Annotated in this window: 19 protein-coding genes; 10 read left to right on the top strand and 9 right to left on the bottom strand. The window is 51.8% G+C overall.

Annotation, left to right across the window (positions count from 1 at the left end; all coding sequences use genetic code 11):
* Genes ACFQ1Z_RS04865 through ACFQ1Z_RS04855 form a run of 3 tightly spaced genes read right to left on the bottom strand, consistent with a single transcriptional unit; the run spans position 1 to position 2901 of the window.
* Positions 1–990, bottom strand: a complete 990-nt coding sequence (locus ACFQ1Z_RS04865; RefSeq protein WP_379056056.1) for a hypothetical protein — start codon at positions 988–990, stop codon at positions 1–3.
* Positions 991–1002: 12 nt separating this feature from the next.
* Complete coding sequence (locus tag ACFQ1Z_RS04860) at positions 1003–1860, bottom strand: DUF58 domain-containing protein (protein WP_379056055.1); 858 nt, start codon at positions 1858–1860, stop codon at positions 1003–1005.
* Between the two features lie 24 nt (positions 1861–1884).
* Positions 1885–2901, bottom strand: coding sequence for an AAA family ATPase (locus ACFQ1Z_RS04855; RefSeq protein ID WP_379056054.1), 1017 nt, complete (start codon positions 2899–2901; stop codon positions 1885–1887).
* Positions 2902–3179: 278 nt separating this feature from the next.
* Here ACFQ1Z_RS04855 and fabA point away from each other — a divergent pair, with 278 nt between their 5' ends.
* The gene (gene fabA / locus ACFQ1Z_RS04850; protein WP_379057173.1) at positions 3180–3695 is read left to right on the top strand and encodes a 3-hydroxyacyl-[acyl-carrier-protein] dehydratase FabA; all 516 of its coding nucleotides are present in this window, start codon (positions 3180–3182) and stop codon (positions 3693–3695) included.
* 34 nt (positions 3696–3729) lie between these two features.
* Entirely contained in the window at positions 3730–4953 is a 1224-nt protein-coding gene (gene fabB / locus ACFQ1Z_RS04845; RefSeq protein WP_379056052.1) for a beta-ketoacyl-ACP synthase I, read from the top strand.
* A gap of 101 nt (positions 4954–5054) precedes the next feature.
* On the opposite strand, the gene ACFQ1Z_RS04840 is transcribed toward fabB, so the two are convergent.
* Positions 5055–5582, bottom strand: coding sequence for a prepilin-type N-terminal cleavage/methylation domain-containing protein (locus ACFQ1Z_RS04840; protein ID WP_379056051.1), 528 nt, complete (start codon positions 5580–5582; stop codon positions 5055–5057).
* Positions 5583–5661: 79 nt separating this feature from the next.
* Here ACFQ1Z_RS04840 and ACFQ1Z_RS04835 point away from each other — a divergent pair, with 79 nt between their 5' ends.
* Positions 5662–6210, top strand: coding sequence for a DUF1439 domain-containing protein (locus tag ACFQ1Z_RS04835; protein ID WP_379056050.1), 549 nt, complete (start codon positions 5662–5664; stop codon positions 6208–6210).
* A 34-nt stretch (positions 6211–6244) separates the two neighbouring features.
* Here ACFQ1Z_RS04835 and ACFQ1Z_RS04830 read toward each other — a convergent pair whose 3' ends face one another.
* A complete protein-coding gene (locus ACFQ1Z_RS04830; protein ID WP_379056049.1) occupies positions 6245–6631 on the bottom strand; it encodes an Mth938-like domain-containing protein in 387 nt (128 codons plus the stop codon).
* 160 nt (positions 6632–6791) lie between these two features.
* Here ACFQ1Z_RS04830 and ACFQ1Z_RS04825 point away from each other — a divergent pair, with 160 nt between their 5' ends.
* The 5 genes from ACFQ1Z_RS04825 to ACFQ1Z_RS04805 all read left to right on the top strand — a co-directional run bounded on the left by ACFQ1Z_RS04825 (position 6792) and on the right by ACFQ1Z_RS04805 (position 12420).
* A complete protein-coding gene (locus ACFQ1Z_RS04825; protein WP_379056048.1) occupies positions 6792–8018 on the top strand; it encodes a pyridoxal phosphate-dependent aminotransferase in 1227 nt (408 codons plus the stop codon).
* A gap of 60 nt (positions 8019–8078) precedes the next feature.
* The gene (locus tag ACFQ1Z_RS04820; protein WP_379056046.1) at positions 8079–9392 is read left to right on the top strand and encodes a homoserine dehydrogenase; all 1314 of its coding nucleotides are present in this window, start codon (positions 8079–8081) and stop codon (positions 9390–9392) included.
* 75 nt (positions 9393–9467) lie between these two features.
* On the top strand, positions 9468–10901 hold the full coding sequence (thrC, locus tag ACFQ1Z_RS04815; protein WP_379056044.1) for a threonine synthase: 1434 nt from the start codon (positions 9468–9470) through the stop codon (positions 10899–10901).
* A gap of 20 nt (positions 10902–10921) precedes the next feature.
* Positions 10922–11716 carry a thymidylate synthase gene (locus ACFQ1Z_RS04810; RefSeq protein ID WP_379056043.1) on the top strand — a complete coding sequence of 265 codons (795 nt, stop codon included), beginning with the start codon at positions 10922–10924 and terminating at the stop codon, positions 11714–11716.
* Between the two features lie 176 nt (positions 11717–11892).
* On the top strand, positions 11893–12420 hold the full coding sequence (locus ACFQ1Z_RS04805; protein WP_379056041.1) for a PepSY domain-containing protein: 528 nt from the start codon (positions 11893–11895) through the stop codon (positions 12418–12420).
* Positions 12421–12765: 345 nt separating this feature from the next.
* Here ACFQ1Z_RS04805 and ACFQ1Z_RS04800 read toward each other — a convergent pair whose 3' ends face one another.
* Positions 12766–13890 (bottom strand): GntR family transcriptional regulator, encoded by a 1125-nt coding sequence (locus ACFQ1Z_RS04800; RefSeq protein WP_379056039.1) that lies wholly within the window; start codon positions 13888–13890, stop codon positions 12766–12768.
* A 371-nt stretch (positions 13891–14261) separates the two neighbouring features.
* On the opposite strand from ACFQ1Z_RS04800, the gene ACFQ1Z_RS04795 reads away from it, so the two are divergent.
* A complete protein-coding gene (locus ACFQ1Z_RS04795) occupies positions 14262–16133 on the top strand; it encodes an outer membrane protein assembly factor BamB family protein (protein ID WP_379056037.1) in 1872 nt (623 codons plus the stop codon).
* Between the two features lie 177 nt (positions 16134–16310).
* Here ACFQ1Z_RS04795 and rsgA read toward each other — a convergent pair whose 3' ends face one another.
* From rsgA to ACFQ1Z_RS04780, 3 genes are read right to left on the bottom strand one after another with little or no spacing between them, the layout of a single operon-like run.
* Positions 16311–17186 carry a ribosome small subunit-dependent GTPase A gene (gene rsgA / locus ACFQ1Z_RS04790; protein ID WP_379056035.1) on the bottom strand — a complete coding sequence of 292 codons (876 nt, stop codon included), beginning with the start codon at positions 17184–17186 and terminating at the stop codon, positions 16311–16313.
* 1 nt (position 17187) lies between these two features.
* Entirely contained in the window at positions 17188–17487 is a 300-nt protein-coding gene (locus ACFQ1Z_RS04785; protein ID WP_379056034.1) for a c-type cytochrome, read from the bottom strand.
* Entirely contained in the window at positions 17484–18731 is a 1248-nt protein-coding gene (locus ACFQ1Z_RS04780; protein ID WP_379056032.1) for a M48 family metallopeptidase, read from the bottom strand. The genes ACFQ1Z_RS04785 and ACFQ1Z_RS04780 overlap by 4 nt, the downstream gene beginning before the upstream one ends.
* Positions 18732–18865: 134 nt before the next feature.
* Here ACFQ1Z_RS04780 and orn point away from each other — a divergent pair, with 134 nt between their 5' ends.
* Positions 18866–19432 carry an oligoribonuclease gene (orn, locus tag ACFQ1Z_RS04775; protein WP_379056030.1) on the top strand — a complete coding sequence of 189 codons (567 nt, stop codon included), beginning with the start codon at positions 18866–18868 and terminating at the stop codon, positions 19430–19432.
* The last annotated feature ends 12 nt before the right edge of the window (positions 19433–19444 follow it).

Here is a 19444-nt window from a genome sequence, read left to right as displayed (position 1 = left end):
CTATTTCGCCCCTGCTTGTAAATCTGGTGTCAGGCCGCGTTCGCAATCGCGCATATGACGGCAAAACTTGCGCAACCATTGTTTGGCCGGCATGCCGAGTTCCGGCGTGGTCTTGGCATCAAAAAACACCTGGCGCGAGAGGTTGAAGAAACGCTCAATCTCGGCCCGGGCCGGTTGATAGGCGGGTTTTTCCTGTATGAATTGTTCTACATTGTTGCTGAACACGCTGTGCCCGGCCACCTGCTGTATGGCCTGGTGTACTACGCCTATGGCTTGTTGCAGGCCTTCTTCATTGTCAGGCAGCTTGCCTACTTTGCGATAAGCCTTGGCAAAGGCACCCCCCATGCGTGGCAACCAGGTGTGGGCACCCAGTATATACAGTAAACCAAGCAGGCTCAGCGCCAGCACCGCCGCCGCTATTTTCAGGGCTTGCTCTTCTCTCACCGTGCTGATGGTGAAAGGCGGGATCAGCGGGCTCATCTCACTCTTGAGGTTGACTTCACCATAGATAGACAGTGGTGAGGTGCGGAAATTGAAAGACGGAAAACGTAACTGGCGCAGTTCTGTTTTGCCGTTGTGACGCAGCTTGACGATCTCGCCGCGCAGTATGGCTGGCCTGACCACGCGCCCGGACTTGAACACCTGGTAGACCAGGTGGATAGTGTGCTCGCTGCGGTCGGAGAATTTTTCCTCTTCTACACTGATACCAGCCAGTTCAACGCCAGACACCTGGCCGCGATAGCGGTGCTCATAACCGACGATAGGCAGCGATTCGCGCACCAGTTCATAAGGTTTTTTAACGGTGAGTATGATGGTGCGTTCCAGTTTGTCGCCGACCACATAACCGGCGTCACGCGTAGGGTTGATCTCCTTGACCGTGACATATTTATTGTCTACGTTGGGCAAGGTGACATCGGCACTGGCAGGCAGCGCGGCGCATAGTGATACCGCCAGCAGCAAACAGGTGAACAGGGATTTAGGCGCTTTCATCAATCGCATTCCTCAGACAGTCACATATTGATGGAAGTAGTCGGACAGCAGGTCTGCGTCAAACGTGTCTTCCACAAAAAATGGCTGCATATCAAATTTCATAAATATATCTTCTATCGCCTGGCGTCTGGCGGCAAAGGTATCCAGTATGCGCTGGTGATAAGAGGCGCGCAGGAACAGGGTACGCCGTTCGCCGGTTTCCGGATCGTTGATGCTGGTGATACCAAACTCCGGCAGGTCCTTGTATTCGGTGCTGTTCCATAACACCACCGGCACGATATGGTGGCGCAGCATCAGTAACAGGGTCTCTTCCAGGTGTTCCAGCGGCATGTGAAAGTCTGATACCAGAAAGATCAGTGCCCGTTCACGCGGCAGCAGGCGGGCACTTTCCAGCAATGCGCCGGCACCTACCTCGTTCGGTAGATGGTTTTCCAGGCGGTCGGCCAGTTCCAGCATGCTATGCGGCCGGGCGGAGAGGGTGCTCAGCCATTCATCACGCAGTTCGTCATCAAAACCGACAAACGCCACCGGGTCGCCGTTACGGGTCGCGGATTGCGCCACCGAACGCGTGATCTGTGCGGCGGTGGTCAACTTGGTATGCGGCACCCCATACTGCATAGAGCCAGAAAGGTCACACATGACAAACACCGGTGTGGCGCTTTTCTGGTTGAAAATGCGCACATAAACCTGTTCCATAGGGTCGCGTATGGTCTGGCGTATATCGATACGGCGCGGGTCAGGGTAGGAAAGCAAGGTGGTATGCCCACGAAACTCCATGCCCATGCCGCGCTGGTTACTTTTATGGCGACCAGGGCGGCGGGAGCGTGAGCGCCAGCTGATGTGGTAGCTGAATTCCTTGATGTAGTCCATAAGCTGCGTCAGTTCAGGCGTGGCTTAAGGCGCAGACACAGCATTGACGATGCCGGACAGCATCTCGCGCGCAATCTCGGTACGGCGCATCTCATACACCGGGCTGAACACCAGGCGGTGGGCGATGGTTTCGTGGAACACGGCATGAATATCCTCAGGCACTACCGCATCGCGCTCGTTCAGCCAGGCATTGACACGTGCAGCACGCAGCAACATACCCATGCCGCGCGGGCTGGCGCCGGACAATACCAGGCGTTTCATATCCACGTTGGAGACCTTGATGCCGTAAGCCAGCGGGTCTTTGGTGGCCAACCACAGGTTCAATGCGTATTTACGCAGGGCAGGGCTGGCAGTGATGTTTTCCTGTATGACTTTGGCAAAGCTGTTGAGCTGGTCGAACTTGAGTATATGGGCCTCTACATTGCCTATCAGCTGATCCACATCATGAAAGCGCGTATCAAAGATCAGTGATTCCATGATGTCGTGCGCAGGCGGCACCACGATAGGGATCTCCATCATGAAACGGTCACGCGCCGCAGACGGGATATCAAAGGTTTCTTCTCTTTCGACCTGGTTACGGTCAGCGAACACCAGCATGTGCGGGAAATAATGTTCTTTGTTAAAAGCGGTCAGGGTGCGTTCTGCCATCACCCGCAGCATCAGCGAGTGCACTTGCGGGCGGGCACGGTTGATCTCGTTAAAGAAAAAGATGGACAAGTCCTGACCGGACATCAGCAACGGCCCCGGGCTCACATGCGGCTTGCCGTCTTCACCGAGGTAGGTGTGGTAGACCAGGTCGTTAGGCATCAGGTCTATGGTGCCTTCGATACGCTGGTATCCGCCACCAATGCCGCGGGTGAATGCACGCAACAATGTGGTCTTGCCTACGCCTACATCGCCTTCAAGCAATACATGGCCACGGGCAAACACTGCCGTGGTGATCAAACGCACCGGGCTTTCCTGGCCGACCACCACTTTATTGACTTCTGATTCAAGTTTTAACGCGTGTACCCGCCAATCGGCTAGTTGTTGATCATGCATTGCTGATTTCCTGACGTAATATAATTTTTTGAAGGTTAATTGTAACTAAATTGTAATTTCTTAACAGGCATTTGTCGCAGATTATCGCTTAAACCCTTATGCAAAGACACTTTCCAATATGTAAAATTCCGTAACAATTTCGGGAATCTTACCTAGGTTTTTGCTAAAAGTATACAGGTCTGTATATTCTTGCTCTGACAAAAAGCTTTGACTAAACGCGATTTCCGGCGAAAATATTGTTTTATCAAAAAAATTAAAATTACATGTCCACGAATTCCATGTCTGGAAAAAGCAGTTTCAGTAAAGAAGAACTATTGGCCTGTGGCCGGGGTGAGATGTTTGGTGAGGGCAATGCACAACTGCCTTTGCCGCCAATGCTAATGTTTGACCGGATAGTTAAAATATCTGACGAAGGTGGCAGATACGGCCAGGGCGAGATCATTGCCGAGCTGGATATCAGCCCTGACTTATGGTTTTTCCAGTGCCATTTTACCGGTGACCCGGTGATGCCAGGCTGTCTGGGTCTGGATGCCATGTGGCAGCTGGTAGGTTTCTTCCTGGGCTGGAAAGGTGGCCTGGGTCGTGGTCGCGCGCTGGGTTCAGGTGAGGTCAAGTTTACCGGACAGGTATTGCCTACCGCTAAAATGATACGTTACCACATTGATCTCAAGCGTGTGATCATGCGTAAATTAGTCATGGGTATTGCCGATGCACGCATGGAAATCGATGGCCGTGAGATTTATAATGCCAGTGATTTGCGTGTAGGCTTGTTTACTACCACGGATAATTTCTAGAAGTCGTTATAGTGTTGAAGTCTAAGGAGGCGCAATGCGTCGCGTAGTGATTACAGGATTTGGTATCGTATCCAGTCTTGGTAATAACAAACAGGAAGTGCTGGACAGCCTGAAAGCTGGCCGTTCCGGTATCACCTATCAACCGGAATATGCTGAGCGCGGTTTGCGTTCGCATGTGGCTGGCTCTATTAAAAATCTGGATGTCGAAGCACTGATAGATCGCAAACTGTTGCGCTTTATGGCGAAAGGCCATGCCTATGCCTGGCTGGCGATGCAGGAAGCGATCGCCGATGCCAAACTGCCGGAAGACCTGGTTTCCAATGTGCGTACCGGCCTGATCGTCGGTGCCGGTGGCACGTCTACCGAAAGCATGCTGGAAGGCACTAATACCCTGGCAGAAAAAGGCATACGCCGCGTCGGCCCCTATATGGTGACCAAGACCATGAGCAGCGGCATCGTCGCCTGCCTGGCCACAGGTGCCAAGATCAAGGGCGTCAATTACGGTATCAGCTCTGCTTGTTCTACCAGTGCGCACTGTATAGGCGCAGGGGTTGAGCAGATCCAGCTCAACAAGCAGGATATCGTGTTTGCCGGCGGTGGCGAAGAAGAACATTGGACCATGAGCTATCTGTTTGATGCCATGGGCGCGCTGTCCAGCAAATATAACGAAACTCCGGACAAAGCTTCACGTACTTATGATGCAGACCGTGACGGATTCGTGATTTCCGGTGGTGGTGGCATCGTGGTGCTTGAAGAGTACGAACATGCCAAAGCGCGCGGTGCGCATATCTATGCCGAAGTAGTAGGCTATGGTGCGACCTCGGATGGCTACGACATGGTTGCGCCTAGCGGTGAAGGCGCAGTGCGCTGTATGCAGCAGGCGCTGCAGGGGCTAGACATCAATGATATCGATTATATCAATACCCATGGCACCAGCACCCCGGTAGGCGATACCAAAGAGCTGGAAGCGATACGCACCGTGTTCGGCGAAAGCAAGGCCGCCATCGCTTCGACCAAGTCACTGTCTGGTCACGCATTGGGTGCAGCGGGTGTCAACGAGGCGATTTACACCTTGCTCATGATGCAGCATGGTTTTATTGCGGCTTCTGCCAATATCGATAACCTGGACCCGGCAGCCGAAGGCTTGAATATTGTGCGCCAGCCTATCACGGCTACAAAAATAGAGACTGCATTGTCAAACAGCTTTGGCTTTGGTGGCACTAACGCCACCCTGACACTGTCAACCAAAAATCTCTAGCCTCTAGCGTCTAGTCCCTACTAAGCCGAAAGTGTGTTCCTGAAAACCAGGGGCACACTTTATCTTTTTTAGCCGCCGCTTTTTCCCGCTGCAGGATTTTCTTAACAGCCGCTGCTGTCTACTGTTACTGATAGCACAGATGGGTTGGACTGTGCTGAAGTGATGCTATATTCCAGTTTGCAATGACGCTCGTCATGCGCGCCTGCCAGAAAGTAGGTGGCACGATTGGTGTCAGAAAGTGCAGGCTGTATGGTGAATTTGCCAGGCATCATCAACTGGTCCAGGCCGCCGGCGCCGTGGGGAGCCAAACCGACCGGGTACCTGCCGGTGAACAAAATGGGTTTGCCTTCTATGGTGGTAGAGGAGGTCGTCTGGTATTGATCGATATCGCATTGCGGGTCAGAGATACACATGCCTTTTGCCATGGCGGCGACCGACAGCACGGTGGCTTTGAAAGACTGTAACGATGCCAGCCTGGCCTGGGTATCGGTGTTTGCCAGGCGCGAATAAGCACCGGCTGCAAGCACCGAGATGACCAGCAGCGCGACCACCAGTTCGACCAGGGTGAAGCCGGATTCAGTGCTCGCGGCATGTTTCAGTTCAGGATTTAGAGTGTCATTTTTATGCATCGCGCGCTATCTTACTGTAAGCATATGCAGCGAATGCGAATTTTTGATGAATGTTGCAAGTGTTAAATAGGGCTTACAAATGCGTCTTTTTAAAAACATTTTTTCAGCGTTGCTGGTGGTCATTTTACTCAGCCAGTGTGCCACCATGATGGGTGAACGCACAGTGCGCATGAGTGCCAGCCAGATCCAGCAAAAGCTGAACAGCAAGCTGGAAAAACCGTTCACGGTGAAGAAGATGTTCCATGTGCAGCTCTCCAACGCACTGGTGACGCTGGACCCGGCCACTGGCAGGATACATACCAGCATGGACGCCAATATAGGCAGTGAGTTACTGGCAAACACGGCGACCGGCAAGGCGACCTTGTCCGGGCTGCTTAAATTCGATGCGGCGCGCAATGCGGTGATCCTGGATCAGCCTGCGATAGAAGCCATACAGCTGGACGGTGCCAATAGCCAATGGAATGGCATGCTGCAGCAGCTGGCCAAGGAAGCAGGCAGCAAGTGGTTGAATCAACTGGTGTTATATGAGGTGAAACCGGAGGAGCTGGTGTATGGCGGCACGCATTACCAGCCGACTGATCTTCGCATCACGGCAGATGAAGTGCTGGTGACTTTAAAGCCCCAGTGATATGACAGCCGCACCAGTGTAAGCTATTATGCTATTACGGGGTCAGATGTTTTTCGAGCAATAAGGCCGCCACCACTTTACGACTTTCTGCGGTCAGTATATTGAAGGTACGGCAAGCGGCGGCAGTGGTCATGCATTCGACCGCGATATGTGCCGCCTGAAATGCCTGCAGATGTTTGGGGTGCACAAAACGTTGCTTGTCACCACTGCCGAGTAACACCACCTCCGGCTTGAACGCCAGAATCGCTGCCAGTGCCTGCGCATCCAGAGTCTCCCACGCGCCACTGAACCAGTCGGTAGTGAGCGCGTCATCACTGATGATCAGCGACTGCGTGTATGGCTGCTGATTGATGGTGATGGCCTGGCTGTCTACGCCATTGATCTGGTATTGCTGCTCGCTTTTATGCAGGTGTAATTTCATGCGCGGTGATCATCTCTAAACATTCAAAAATAAAAGCTTGCATCTGCCTGAACCAGCATGATCTGCTCGCCTGTTTCATTGATGAAGCAAGGGTTTGCAGGTAGAATGAAAGTTTTACTTTAAGAGCTTAACACACGCGAAATGCGTTTGTTAACAGTGTATGCAGCCAGTCAATAAATCAAATAAATTAAGTAATGTCTGTTATGACATCCGCGGCCCGGTATTGCAGCGCGCCCGCCAGATGGAAGAAGACGGCCAACGCATCATCAAGCTGAATATCGGTAACCCCATGCCATTCGGTTTTAATGCGCCGGAGGAGATCGTGCAGGACGTGATCCACAACATGGATCAGGCCTCTGGCTACACCGATTCAAAAGGCTTGTTTGCAGCGCGTAAAGCCATCATGCATTACACCCAGCAAAAGAATATCGAAGGCGTGACCATAGACGACATCATCATTGGTAATGGTGTGTCTGAGCTGATAGTGATGGCGATGCAGGGCCTGCTCAACAATGGCGACCAGGTATTGATCCCGATGCCGGATTACCCGTTGTGGACGGCGGCAGTGAATCTGGCCGGTGGCAGTGCGCGTCACTATATCTGTGATGAGAAATCAGGCTGGTTGCCAGACCTGAAGGATATCGAAAACAAGATCACTGCCAATACCAAGGGCATAGTCATCATCAACCCGAATAACCCGACTGGTGCCCTCTATCCCCAAGAAATCCTGGAAGGCATCATAGAGATCGCGCGCCACCATGGCCTGGTCATTTTCGCCGATGAAATCTATGACAAGGTGCTGTACGACGGCAATACGCATACTTCTATCGCCTCGCTGGCAGATGATGTGCTGTTCGTCACCTTCAACGGGCTATCAAAAAATTACCGTGCTTGTGGCTATCGTTCCGGCTGGATGATCATCTCCGGCGATAAAAAACCGGCCAAGGATTATATCGAAGGCCTGAATATGCTGGCGTCTATGCGGCTATGTGCCAATGTGCCAGGGCAGTTGGCGATACAGACCGCATTGGGCGGCTATCAGAGTATCAATGACCTGGTCGCACCTAGCGGACGCTTATGCAAGCAGCGTGACCTGGCTTATGAGATGTTGACCGCCTTACCTGGCGTCAGCTGTGTCAAGCCGCAAGCGGCCATGTATCTGTTTCCACGGCTGGATCCTAAAATCTATCCGATTCAGGATGACCAGCAATTTATCCTCGACCTGTTGCTGGAAGAGAAAGTATTGCTGGTGCAGGGTACCGGCTTTAACTGGCCTACCCCTGACCATTTCAGGGTGGTGTTCCTGCCCAATGTCGATGACCTGACCGAAGCGATGACGCGCATAGGCCGTTATCTGGATGGTTACCGTAAAAAACATAGCAAATAGCGCGTGCCGGCACGTGCTGATGATTCATTTAGAGTGTGACTTAAGTTATAGAATGTGAATATGAAAGAACTCAAAGTAGGTTTGTTAGGCATTGGCACTGTAGGCGGTGGTACATACACTGTGATCACACGCAACCAGTCAGATATTACGCGCCGTATAGGCGGCAATATCCGTATCGTGCAGGTGGCAGACCGTAACCTGGAATTAGCCAGGCAAGTCACCGGTGGCCAGGTGGCCGTGACTGACGATGCTTTTGCCGTGGTGAATAACCCTGAAGTGGATGTAGTGGTCGAGCTTATCGGTGGTTATACCATAGCCAAAGAGCTGGTGTTAAAAGCAATAGACAATGGCAAGCATGTGGTCACCGCTAACAAGGCTTTGCTGGCCGTGCACGGTAACGAGATCTTCAAGGCTGCGGCTGAAAAAGGCGTGATCGTCGCGTTTGAAGCGGCAGTGGCTGGCGGTATCCCTATTATCAAGGCGCTGCGCGAAGGCTTAAGTGCCAACAGGATAGAATGGGTGGCCGGCATCATCAATGGCACCACTAATTTTATCCTGACTGAAATGCGTGACAAAGGCCTGGCTTTTGCCGACGTGCTGAAAGAAGCGCAACGCCTGGGCTATGCAGAAGCAGACCCTACGTTTGATGTGGAAGGCATAGATGCCGCCCACAAGCTGACAATCATGGCGAGCATCGCCTTTGGCACACCTATGCAGTTTGAGCAGGCTTATACCGAAGGCATCACCAAGCTGACGAGCCAGGATATCCAATACGCGCAAGAGCTAGGCTATAGAATCAAGTTATTGGGCATCAGTAAAAAAACAGAAGCCGGTGTGGAATTGCGTGTGCATCCCACCCTGATCCCGGAAAAACGCCTGATCGCCAATGTGGATGGCGCGATGAACGCCGTGGTGGTCAAAGGTGATGCAGTCGGGCCTACGCTGTATTACGGTGCCGGAGCCGGTGCCGAACCCACGGCCAGCGCCGTGGTGGCTGACTTGGTGGATATTGCCCGCTTGCAAGGCACCACGGCTGAACAGCGTGTGGCTTTCCTCGGTTACCAGCTTGAGCAGCAGCAAGCGTTACCGGTATTGCCGATTGCTGAAGTGCACTCTGGCTACTACCTGCGCTTACGTGCATCAGACAAGCCAGGCGTGATGGCGGATGTTACCAAGATACTGGCCGACCTGAAGATCTCCATAGATGCCATGCTGCAAAAAGAACCAGAGGAAGGTGAAGCCGAAGCCGATATCATTATCCTGACGCATACTACACAGGAAAAGATCATGGACGCTGCCATAGGCAACATTGAGGCTTTGCCTGCTATTGACGGTGCAGTGACCAAGATCCGCTTGGAAACATTGTCCCGCTAAACATTGTCCCGCTAACGCTAGCCATGCTGGTTTGCGCCATGCCTGAACCAGCGCTAATACATTAGGTAATATGTAATGAAATATATCAGTACCCGCGGCCAATCACCGGCCTTGAGTTTCAGTGAGATCCTGCTTGGTGGCCTGGCGCCGGATGGCGGCCTTTATCTGCCTGAGCAATATCCGCAATTCAGCGACGCAGACCTCACCGCCATGCGCGGCATGAACTACCGTGAACTGGCGTTTGCCATCTTGTCACGCCTGGTCGATGACAGCGATATTCCGCACAGCGACCTCAAAGCCATCATAGATAAAACCTATAGAGCAGAGGTATATGGCTTTGCGCGTGCCGGGCAGTCTGCCGAAGACATCACGCCTACGCTCAAGCTGGAAGAGAATCTGTACCTGCTAAGCCTTTCCAACGGGCCTACCCTGGCCTTTAAAGACATGGCCATGCAGTTGCTGGGCAATCTGTTTGAATACGTACTCAGCAAAACCGGCCAGACCACCAATATCCTGGGTGCCACCTCTGGCGATACCGGCTCTGCCGCCGAATATGCCATGCGTGGCAAAAAGGGCGTGCGCGTATTCATGCTGTCGCCATACCAGAAGATGAGCCGTTTTCAGACTGCACAGATGTTCAGCCTGCAGGATGACAATATCTTTAATATCGCCGTCAAAGGCGTGTTCGACGATGCGCAAGATATCGTCAAAGCCGTGTCCAATGACCATGACTTCAAGGCGCAATACAAGATAGGTGCAGTGAACTCCATCAACTGGGGCCGTATCGCAGCCCAGATCGTCTACTACTTTAAAGGCTACCTGGCAGTCACCCGGGATAATAAACAGAAAGTCAGTTTCACCGTGCCTAGTGGCAACTTCGGTAACGTCTGTGCCGGGCATATCGCCCGCATGATGGGCCTGCCAGTGGAGCAACTGATCGTTGCCACCAACGAAAACGATGTGCTGGACGAGTTCTTCAGGACCGGTGTCTACGCCCCGCGTGGCGCGGCCAATACCTACCATACCTCCAGCCCGTCTATGGATATCAGCAAAGCGTCTAACTTTGAGCGTTTTGTGTTTGACCTGGTAGGGCAGGATAGTGCCAGGGTGCGCGAGTTATGGACGGCAGTGGACCATGGCGGCAAGTTCGACCTCAATGCCGACGGCTACTTTGACCAGGTCGCTGACTTTGGTTTTGTGTCTGGCAGCAGCAATCACGCTGACCGCCTGAATACCATCCGTGCCAGCAAACAGAAATATGGCGTGACCATAGATACGCATACCGCCGATGGCCTGAAGGTCGCGCTGGAAAAACGCGATCCGCAAGTGCCCATGCTGGTGCTGGAAACCGCTTTGCCGGCCAAGTTTGAAGATGCCATCGTAGAAGCGCTGGGTGTAGCCCCCGAACGGCCAGCCAGCCTCAATGGCCTGGAGGACCTGCCGCAGAGATCCACAGTGATGGATGCCAGTGTAGATGCGGTCAAAGCGTTTATAGTCGCCAATACTTAATCATTTTCGGGAGCCCTCGCATGCAACAGTATCATGACCTGCTCAACCACGTACTGGCGCACGGCCACCAGAAAACCGACCGCACCGGCACCGGCACCATCTCGGTATTCGGTTACCAGATGCGCTTCAACCTGGCAGAAGGCTTCCCCTTGCTGACCACCAAAAAAGTGCATTTAAAATCCATCATTCATGAGCTGTTATGGTTTTTAAAAGGCAGCACCAATATCGCCTACCTGAAAGAGAATGGCGTTAGTATCTGGGATGAATGGGCAGATGCCGAAGGTAACCTGGGCCCGGTTTACGGCTACCAATGGCGTAACTGGCCCAAGCCGGACGGATCGCACATAGACCAGATCAGCCAGGTCATCCATCAGATCAAAACAACGCCTGATTCACGTAGACTGATCGTGTCTGCCTGGAATGTTTCCGATATTGAGCAGATGAAACTGCCGCCTTGCCACGCTTTTTTCCAGTTCTACGTCGCCGATGGCAAGCTGAGCTGCCAGCTGTACCAGCGCAGTGCCGATATCTTCCTCGGCGTGCCATTCAATATTGCTTCTTACGCACTGCTGACCATGATGGTTGCGCAGGCCTGTGATTTGCAACTGGGTGACTTTGTGCACACACTGGGCGACGCGCATATTTATAACAACCATATGGACCAGGTCAAAGAACAATTGTCGCGTTCAGCACGCGCATTGCCGACCATGCGTATCAACCCCGAGGTGAAAGATATCTTCGCTTTCCGCTTTGAAGATTTCACGTTGGAAGGCTACGACCCGCACCCGGCCATCAAGGCGCCAGTCGCTGTATAGTCCAGTCGCTGATAAATCCTGACAAATGGCTATTTTTAGCCATTTTGTTAACAAGATGTAATTTTTGCACCAGAATAAGCTGTTTTTGTTATCCTTTTTCGCGTTATGTATCGTGGTGTAAGAGTACCTAGCTTGAGCGCCACACCTCAATCATGACATTTAACAAGGAGATCAAAATGCAAATAAAAGTGTCACTTATCACTGCCGCGCTGTGCGGTGTATTGTCGGGTCAGGCTTTTGCTGACCACGCCACCCTCAAACCTAAAGCCTACGATAGCCTGGGCAAGTGTGTAAAAGCAGCTTTATCCAAGCACGATGGCAAAATCGTTAAACTTGAAGCTAAATCAGAGCGCAAGCAACTGGTTTACGAGTTTGACATGCAATCCAGCGATGGCAAAGCATGGGATATCGAGTGCAATGCTAAAACTGGCAAGATCACTGAAGTAGAAGAAGAAGTCACAGCTGATGACGAAAGATTCAAGGCATTAGCCAAAGTATCTGAAGAAGACGCGAAAGCCACTGCACTGGCTGCGCATCCAGGTAAAGTGGTAGAAACAGAGTACGAGCTTGAGCCAGACGGCAAAGCTTCATACGAGTTTGATATTCTGGAAGCAGACAACGAAGAAGTGAAAGTGGAAGTTGATGCGACCACCGGCAAGATCGTTGAAACCAGCTATGAAGTCTACCAGATCGGCCAGGAGTAAACGGCTGACTTGAACCGCCTGTTATACTGAGGCGTTCAGACTAGTAACTCAGTAGGTCAAAAGGCACCGCATATGCGGTGCCTTTTTTGCATGAGATCAATATGCAAGTTAGGGAGCGTCTACCCCGATAGGAGCAAGTTTGCAGTTGCTCATATCGGTCCTAGTGATAGTTCACTCCCTGCTGGTAATGAGCATTAAATATGCCAGTACAACCCTGATTTTTAAGCGCATGATTGAAAAAACTATTTTTTTAGTCAATGGGAATTTATCCCGAATTATTGGTGGCTGATAACAGCCAATTGGTTGTAATTCCGCGTATTTACAACCAATTCTTGTTTGACAGAATCAGGCAGACTGCAGAAAGCGGTGTATGCCCGTCAGCAGCTTTTTATACTCACCGCGTTTGATTAGCTCGCTCTGCGCCAGCATATTGAGCAGCGAAGACTGCTGGTGCTGTGTATTCAGGGCGTCCAGGAAGGCGCTGGAGAGGTTTTCATTGCTGGCGACATAGCACAGATTAAAAGCATCACAAAAATCGCCATACAGGCTGCCTATCATCAGGCTCCTGGCATATTTGCTGGCTAGTGGCGGCGGGCTTTCCTGGCTGAGTGGAAAACTGCTGCGCTGGTCATCTATCAGCAGCAGGCGGTAATCGGCCAGCTTTTGCGCCAGCAGGGCTTGGTCTGTCACATAGTTTTCGCTGCTGAATAGGGCGGAGGTGTCGCACCATAGCGCCGCGACCGGGTAGTTGATGCAGTATTTCTCTATCTGCTCGGCAAAGGTCGCAGCCTGGTTGCCTGCAGTTTCGGCCAGCTGTATCACATGTATGCCCTGTTTTTGCAGCAGCGTGATCAGGCTGGCGCTGATATTGTGGTCTACCAGCAATAAGCCATCATCCGGGTTGATGCTATGGATGACAGCGTTTTGCAGCGCCAGCCAGCTGCCGCAGGCGATATGGTCAGGCGAGACCAGAAAGCGTTTTTCATGTGCTAACAGGTTGGCCAGCATGTGCTTGAGGTTGAACAGGCCGGTCGCATCATAATCATGCGTTTGCAGCTTGTGCATATGCAATGCCGCGCGGCGGATGTGGTGCAGGCTGGTTTTCTGGATCAGGGTGTGTATGCTGTTGGCGTAAGGGTCTGACTGTGGCCGCTGCAGCGAGGCCGCAACAGACTCTGCGTCGCGCAGGGCGCTGGCGGGCTGTTTGACGCGCGCAGTGGCGGTGACAAAGGTGCCGCGTTTAGGCTCGGTATAGATCAGGCCCAGGGCGGACAGTTCTTCATAAACACGGGAAACGGTCTTGCGGTTGATGCTGAGGCGTTGCGCGATGTCGCGCGAACTGGGTAGGGCACTGCCGCCCAGCCAGGCACCGCCTTCTATCATGCCGCGAAAATGCTCTATCAATTGCTGATGGATAGAGGCCGCAGCTTCTTTATCTAATACCAGGGAATAATGCCAGGGTCTGAGCACAGCCAGTGTATACCTTCAATCATATCAAGTAAGAACGCGATACCGCCGTTAAGACGATGCCGCAATTACCTGAAGATCACACTAGGACGTGCCCTCCAATGTCTGCATGATACAAAAGAAATGCATTTCAACAAAGTTTTCGGAAAAATTCCTTATCTGGCCCATGAATAAAACCCGAAACTGGCTGGCTGTCATCGCGTGCTATCTATATTACAGTTACATCCGCTTAATACAGTGATACATCTGTAACAGGATGGGTAACAGCTCTGGAAGCCTAGTCCGGTAGCAAACTAAGCGTCGCTCAATGTTTTTACGTTTATTCAATATTTTTACAATATTGCTACATGTGATTTATCTCCGGAGATATAACTATGATGAAAATCAAAACCGCTTTTGGTGTTGCTGCTAGCGTAGCGCTTGCCTTGCCAGTGCTGGCATTTGCCGCTGCTGACCAGGAAGCCGCCATGAAAGACCCAAATAACTGGGCACACCCACGTGGCCAACATAACAACCAAGGTTATAGCAGCCTGGCACAAATCAACAAAGGCAACATCAAGAACCTGAAAGCTGCCTGGACATTCGCTACCGGTGTTAACCGTGGTCACGAAGGTTCTCCAGTCGTCGTTGGTAACATGATGTATCTGGTGTCTGCTTTCCCGAACAACATTTACGCGCTGGACCTGAACGATAACCAGAAAATCGTCTGGTCTTATTTCCCTAAGCAAGACCCAAGCGTGCAAGCGGTTCTGTGCTGCGATAACGTGACACGTGGCCTGGGCTTTGGCGACGGCAAGATCTTCCTGCAACAGAACGACGGCATGCTGGTCGCTCTGGATGCCAAAGATGGTAAAAAAATCTGGGAAGTAAAAAACACTGACCCAAAAGTTGGCGCGACTAACACTAACGCACCGCACGTGATCAAAGACAAAGTATTGACCGGCTGTTCAGGTGCTGAATTCGGCGTACGCTGCTTTATCGCTGCATACAACCTGAAAGACGGTTCTCTGGCATGGAAAGCCTACTCAACAGGCCCTGATGCTGAAACATTGCACGACGCCAACACTAACAAAGACAACCCACTGTACAACGCGCTGTCAGTTTACCAGGACGTAAACGGTGGTAACAAAGAAGGCGGTTCCTTCAAGCGTCTGGACGCTTCACAGATCAAAGGTGGCGAAAAAGAATTGGGTACACGTACCTGGTTGAAACCACAGGCGATCAAAGACGGCTGGCAACATGGTGGCGGTTCCGTATGGGGCTGGTGGCCGTATGACGCTAAAACAAACCTGGTTTACTACGGTGCTGGTAACCCATCTGTCTGGAACCCGGACGTACGTCCAGGCGACAACAAATGGTCTATGACAGTGACTGCGCGTGACCTGGACACCGGCGTGGCCAAATGGGCGATGCAAATGACTCCACACGATGAGTGGGACTACGATGGCGTGAACGAAGTCATCCTGTTCGACAAAGGTGGCAAAACATACGCCTGGCACCATGACCGTAACGGTTTCGCCTACACCTGGAACGCAAACACCGGTACGCTGATCGCTGCTGAAAAAGTACACCCGTTTGTTAACTGGGCTGCTGACGTAGACCTGAAAACAGGCGTGCCAAGCAAAGATGGCCGTTACTCTACTCACCAGGACTACAACGCTAAAGGTATCTGCCCGGCTGCGTTGGGTACTAAAGACCAGCAACCTGCTGCTTACTCACCAAAAACCGGTTTGATGTATTCTCCACTCAACCACGTATGTATGACATACGAGCCAGTTGAGTCCAAATATGTTGCTGGTCAGCCATGGGTTGGCGCGACATTGACCATGTTTGCAGGTCCTGACGGTGTGATGGGTGGCTTCGGTGCTTATGATCCTATGACCAACAAAAAAGTCTGGTACAACAAAGAGAAATTCTCCGCCTGGAGTGGTGCTCTGACGACTGCAACAGATCTTGTGTTCTACGGTACTCTGGACCGCTGGTTCAAGGCAGTAGATGCCAAAACTGGTAAAGAACTGTGGAAATTCCAGGTTGGTTCTGGCGCGATCGGTAACGCATTCACCTACGGTAACAAAGGTAAACAATACGTTGGTATCTTCTCCGGTATCGGTGGCTGGGCTGGCGTGGCGATGAACCTGGGTATGACCAGTGATACCGACGCACTGGGTGCTGCTGGTGGTTACAAAGAGTTGACCAAGTACAACGCTGCTCCTGGCGGCGGTGCACTGAATGTATTCTCACTGTAATTCGAGATTTATCTCAAAGTTACTTTAGCAATACGTAGTCTTAGAAACACCCTGCTTCGGCAGGGTGTTTTGTTTTGTGGAATTCAACAATAGATTTAAGTTGCGGGACGAGACCTGAGTAGGCCGGAAGTTTAACTGGTAATAGAAGGCATTGGCCTTAAGACGGTACTGGCTAGCTTAGCCGTAGATATGCACTGCATTTTCAGCACGTATCTGCTGAAATATCTGGTGGCGTGCCGGGGCGATCTCACCTTTGGCGACCGCTTGCAATATCATGCATCCCGGTTCATGCGTGTGCGTGCAGTTATTGAATTTGCAGTGGCCTATGTGCGGCCTGAATTCAACAAAGGCATATTCGAGCGCGATACTGTCTATGTGGTATAAGCCGAATTCCTGCAGGCCGGGGGAATCTATGATGGCGCTGTCATTATCCAGGTGATACAAATGGGTGGCCGTGGTCGTGTGTTTGCCGCTATCCAGGGTGGTGCTGATCTCCTGGGTCTTGCTGCGCACTTCTGGCAATAAACCGTTGATGATGGTGGATTTACCCATGCCCGATTGACCGACCAGTATGCTGGTATGCCCGGCAAGTATAGGCCGTAAGGCATCGACCGACGCTTTGGCGTTGAGTGGTAACGAGATATAGCCCAGCTGCGCATAGCGGGCAAGCTTGTCCAGCGCATCCGGGTTGGGCAGGTCACTCTTGTTCAGTATGATCACCGCGCGTATGCCGGCGGCTTCGGCCGCGATCAGGCAACGGTTGAGCAGGTCTTCGTAAAAGCTGGGCTGGGTGGCCAGTACTATCAATATCTGGGTAACATTCGCCGCCAGGATCTTGCTTTTAAAGGCGTTGCTTCTGTAGAGCAGGGTATCCCGTTCAGCGGTCTTTTCAATCACACCTTCTTTATTGGAGGTGAGTTTGACCGAGACCCGGTCACCAGCCGCATTATCGACTTTTTTGCCACGCGTGACGCAACTGAGTATGCGTCCATCAGCCAGCTCGACGTTATAGCGCTTGCCAAAGGCAGCGACGATCAATCCCTGTTCCAGCATATTAGAAATGGTAGTAGGTCTGGTTGAGGTACTGCACCACCTGTAGCTCATCGTCATCGAACCACTTGAGATTGAGCATGGTGTTGCAGTTGGTGACCTGGGCTTTCAGGCCGTTGAGTGAACGCACTTTACGGTATTCGCGGGTGTAAATACCACTGCCATCACCGCCAAAACTACTGGCATGGCAGGAGATGCATTGGCTTTTCACCAGCTTTTCCCCTGCCTGCACATCGGCAGTCGCCTCTGCGTATGCGTTGCTGACCGCCATTGTGCTTAGTGCAAGGATGATGGCTGCTCTCATGCGTAGGTTTGCAATTTGGCGATACGCAGGCTGGCGGGCGGGTGTGAATCGTAAAAGGCCGAGTGTAATGGGTCTGGCGTCAGCGTAGACGCATTATCACGGTACAGTTTGACCAGTGCATCTATCAGGTACTGCGGACGCGACTGTTGCGAGGCGTATTGATCCGCTTCAAATTCGTTTACGCGCGAATAAGCCGCCATCAGCGGGCGCAATATAAACATAAACACCGGGCTGACCAGCATAAACAGCAGCAAAGCCATGTGATTGCTGGCCTGCACTACGCCCAGGCCCTGGTAGAACCAGTCCTGCTTCATCAGAAAACCCAGCAAAGCCAGGCCCAGCAGGCTGAGACCGAACATCATGACTATGCGTTTGATCACATGTTTATGCTTGAAATGGCCCAGTTCGTGGGCAAGTACAGCTTCGATCTCGTCGGCATTGAGTTTCTCAAGCAGGGTGTCAAAAAACACCACCCGTTTGTTTTTACCAAAACCGGTGAAATAGGCATTGCCGTGGCCCGAGCGTGTGGAACCATCCATCACAAACAGACCCTGGCTGGCAAAGCCGCATTTTTGCATTAGTGCTTCAATGCGGGCTTTCAGGCTCTGGTCCTGCATAGGCGTGAATTTGTTGAATAATGGCGCAATCCAGATAGGGTAGACCGCCAGCATAAACAGGTTGAATACACTCCAGATAAGCCAGAGGTATAACCACCACCAGTCGCCAGCGCCTTCCATCAACCATAAGGCTGCAAACAGCAGAGGGCCGCCCAGCAGCAAACCGACCAGGCTGTGTTTGACCAGGTCGGCAAAAAACATGGCGCGCGACATTTTGTTAAAACCGAATTTTTCATCCACATTAAAGGTTTGAATGTAATCAAACGGCAATGTCGCCGCCCCTGAGATCAGCATGGCCGAACAGATCATCAGCGCGCCACGGATGATCTCATGCGCAGGTAGCCATTGTTGCCACAGTTGGTCCAGGCTTTGTAACACGCCGCCCAGGGTCAGGACAACTAACACCACTGATTCAATGATGGTTTCACTTAAACGCAGTTTGACTTTGGCAGTGGTGTAATCGGCGGCACGCTGGTGCGCTTCCAGGCTGATGGTTTCTTCAAACGCCTTGGGCACCTGCTGGCGGTTGTGCTGGATATGCCGGATATGCCGCAAGCCTAGCCAGACACGGATAGCGAGACTGATGGCAATGACAGCAATAAAGATTTGAGTAAAGAGTTCAGGCATATCGTTCGTGGGTTCGCTAAATGATTCTGGCTAAGTGTTTTCGGTTAGCTATTTTGATGGATTTATACCCACCTTGTTCACTGAACTGAATATAATGTCCCATTTTAATGGAAATCATGACGTGAGGCACACAATTGGCGACTAATCAGGACAATTTAATCTGGCTGGATATGGAAATGAGTGGCTTGCTGCCAGAGACTGATCGTATTCTTGAGCTGGCAGCGGTGGTTACCGACGCGCAACTGAATGTGATCGCAGAATCCCCGGTGCTGGTCGTTCACCAGTCTGACGCCGTGCTTGATGGCATGGATGCCTGGAATAAAGGCACACACGGACGCAGTGGCCTGATCGAAAAAGTGAAAGCGTCTACGCTGGATGAAGAAGCGGCCACCGATGCCATGCTCAGTTTTCTCAAAGAGCACGTCGCAGCCAGCAAATCACCTATGTGTGGTAATTCCATCTGTCAGGACAGACGTTTTATGGCGCGTTACATGCCGCGTCTGGAGCAGTTTTTTCATTACCGCAACCTGGATGTCAGCGTGTTTAAAGAGTTGTCACGTCGCTGGCGCCCGGATATTTACTCAGGCTTTAAAAAAGCCAGCCGCCATGAAGCACTAGCAGATATTTATGAGTCCATCGATGAGCTTAAATATTACCGTGAGCATTTCCTGGTAATGACGCCGCCAGCCAAGGCAGAATAAACGGCAAAAGCA

Origin of the sequence: Methylophilus luteus, from assembly GCF_042676265.1 — a bacterium.
Classification (GTDB): domain Bacteria; phylum Pseudomonadota; class Gammaproteobacteria; order Burkholderiales; family Methylophilaceae; genus Methylophilus; species Methylophilus luteus.
Note: the sequence above shows the minus strand (reverse complement) of the source record. Positions and strands in the feature narration are given on the sequence as shown.

Bases quoted from the DNA above. Each gene is read 5' to 3' on its own strand.
- fabB (WP_379056052.1), top strand. From the start codon at position 3,730: ATGCGTCGCGTAGTGATTACAGGATTTGGTATCGTATCCAGTCTTGGT.
- rsgA (WP_379056035.1), bottom strand. From the start codon at position 17,186: ATGCTGGAACAGGGATTGATCGTCGCTGCCTTTGGCAAGCGCTATAAC.
- ACFQ1Z_RS04780 (WP_379056032.1), bottom strand. From the start codon at position 18,731: ATGCCTGAACTCTTTACTCAAATCTTTATTGCTGTCATTGCCATCAGT.
- ACFQ1Z_RS04820 (WP_379056046.1), top strand. From the start codon at position 8,079: ATGAAAGAACTCAAAGTAGGTTTGTTAGGCATTGGCACTGTAGGCGGT.
- ACFQ1Z_RS04805 (WP_379056041.1), top strand. From the start codon at position 11,893: ATGCAAATAAAAGTGTCACTTATCACTGCCGCGCTGTGCGGTGTATTG.
- ACFQ1Z_RS04785 (WP_379056034.1), bottom strand. From the start codon at position 17,487: ATGAGAGCAGCCATCATCCTTGCACTAAGCACAATGGCGGTCAGCAAC.
- fabA (WP_379057173.1), top strand. From the start codon at position 3,180: ATGTCTGGAAAAAGCAGTTTCAGTAAAGAAGAACTATTGGCCTGTGGC.
- ACFQ1Z_RS04840 (WP_379056051.1), bottom strand. From the start codon at position 5,582: ATGCATAAAAATGACACTCTAAATCCTGAACTGAAACATGCCGCGAGC.
- ACFQ1Z_RS04855 (WP_379056054.1), bottom strand. From the start codon at position 2,901: ATGCATGATCAACAACTAGCCGATTGGCGGGTACACGCGTTAAAACTT.
- ACFQ1Z_RS04830 (WP_379056049.1), bottom strand. From the start codon at position 6,631: ATGAAATTACACCTGCATAAAAGCGAGCAGCAATACCAGATCAATGGC.
- ACFQ1Z_RS04795 (WP_379056037.1), top strand. From the start codon at position 14,262: ATGATGAAAATCAAAACCGCTTTTGGTGTTGCTGCTAGCGTAGCGCTT.
- ACFQ1Z_RS04810 (WP_379056043.1), top strand. From the start codon at position 10,922: ATGCAACAGTATCATGACCTGCTCAACCACGTACTGGCGCACGGCCAC.
- ACFQ1Z_RS04835 (WP_379056050.1), top strand. From the start codon at position 5,662: ATGCGTCTTTTTAAAAACATTTTTTCAGCGTTGCTGGTGGTCATTTTA.
- ACFQ1Z_RS04865 (WP_379056056.1), bottom strand. From the start codon at position 990: ATGAAAGCGCCTAAATCCCTGTTCACCTGTTTGCTGCTGGCGGTATCA.
- ACFQ1Z_RS04825 (WP_379056048.1), top strand. From the start codon at position 6,792: ATGCAGCCAGTCAATAAATCAAATAAATTAAGTAATGTCTGTTATGAC.
- thrC (WP_379056044.1), top strand. From the start codon at position 9,468: ATGAAATATATCAGTACCCGCGGCCAATCACCGGCCTTGAGTTTCAGT.
- ACFQ1Z_RS04860 (WP_379056055.1), bottom strand. From the start codon at position 1,860: ATGGACTACATCAAGGAATTCAGCTACCACATCAGCTGGCGCTCACGC.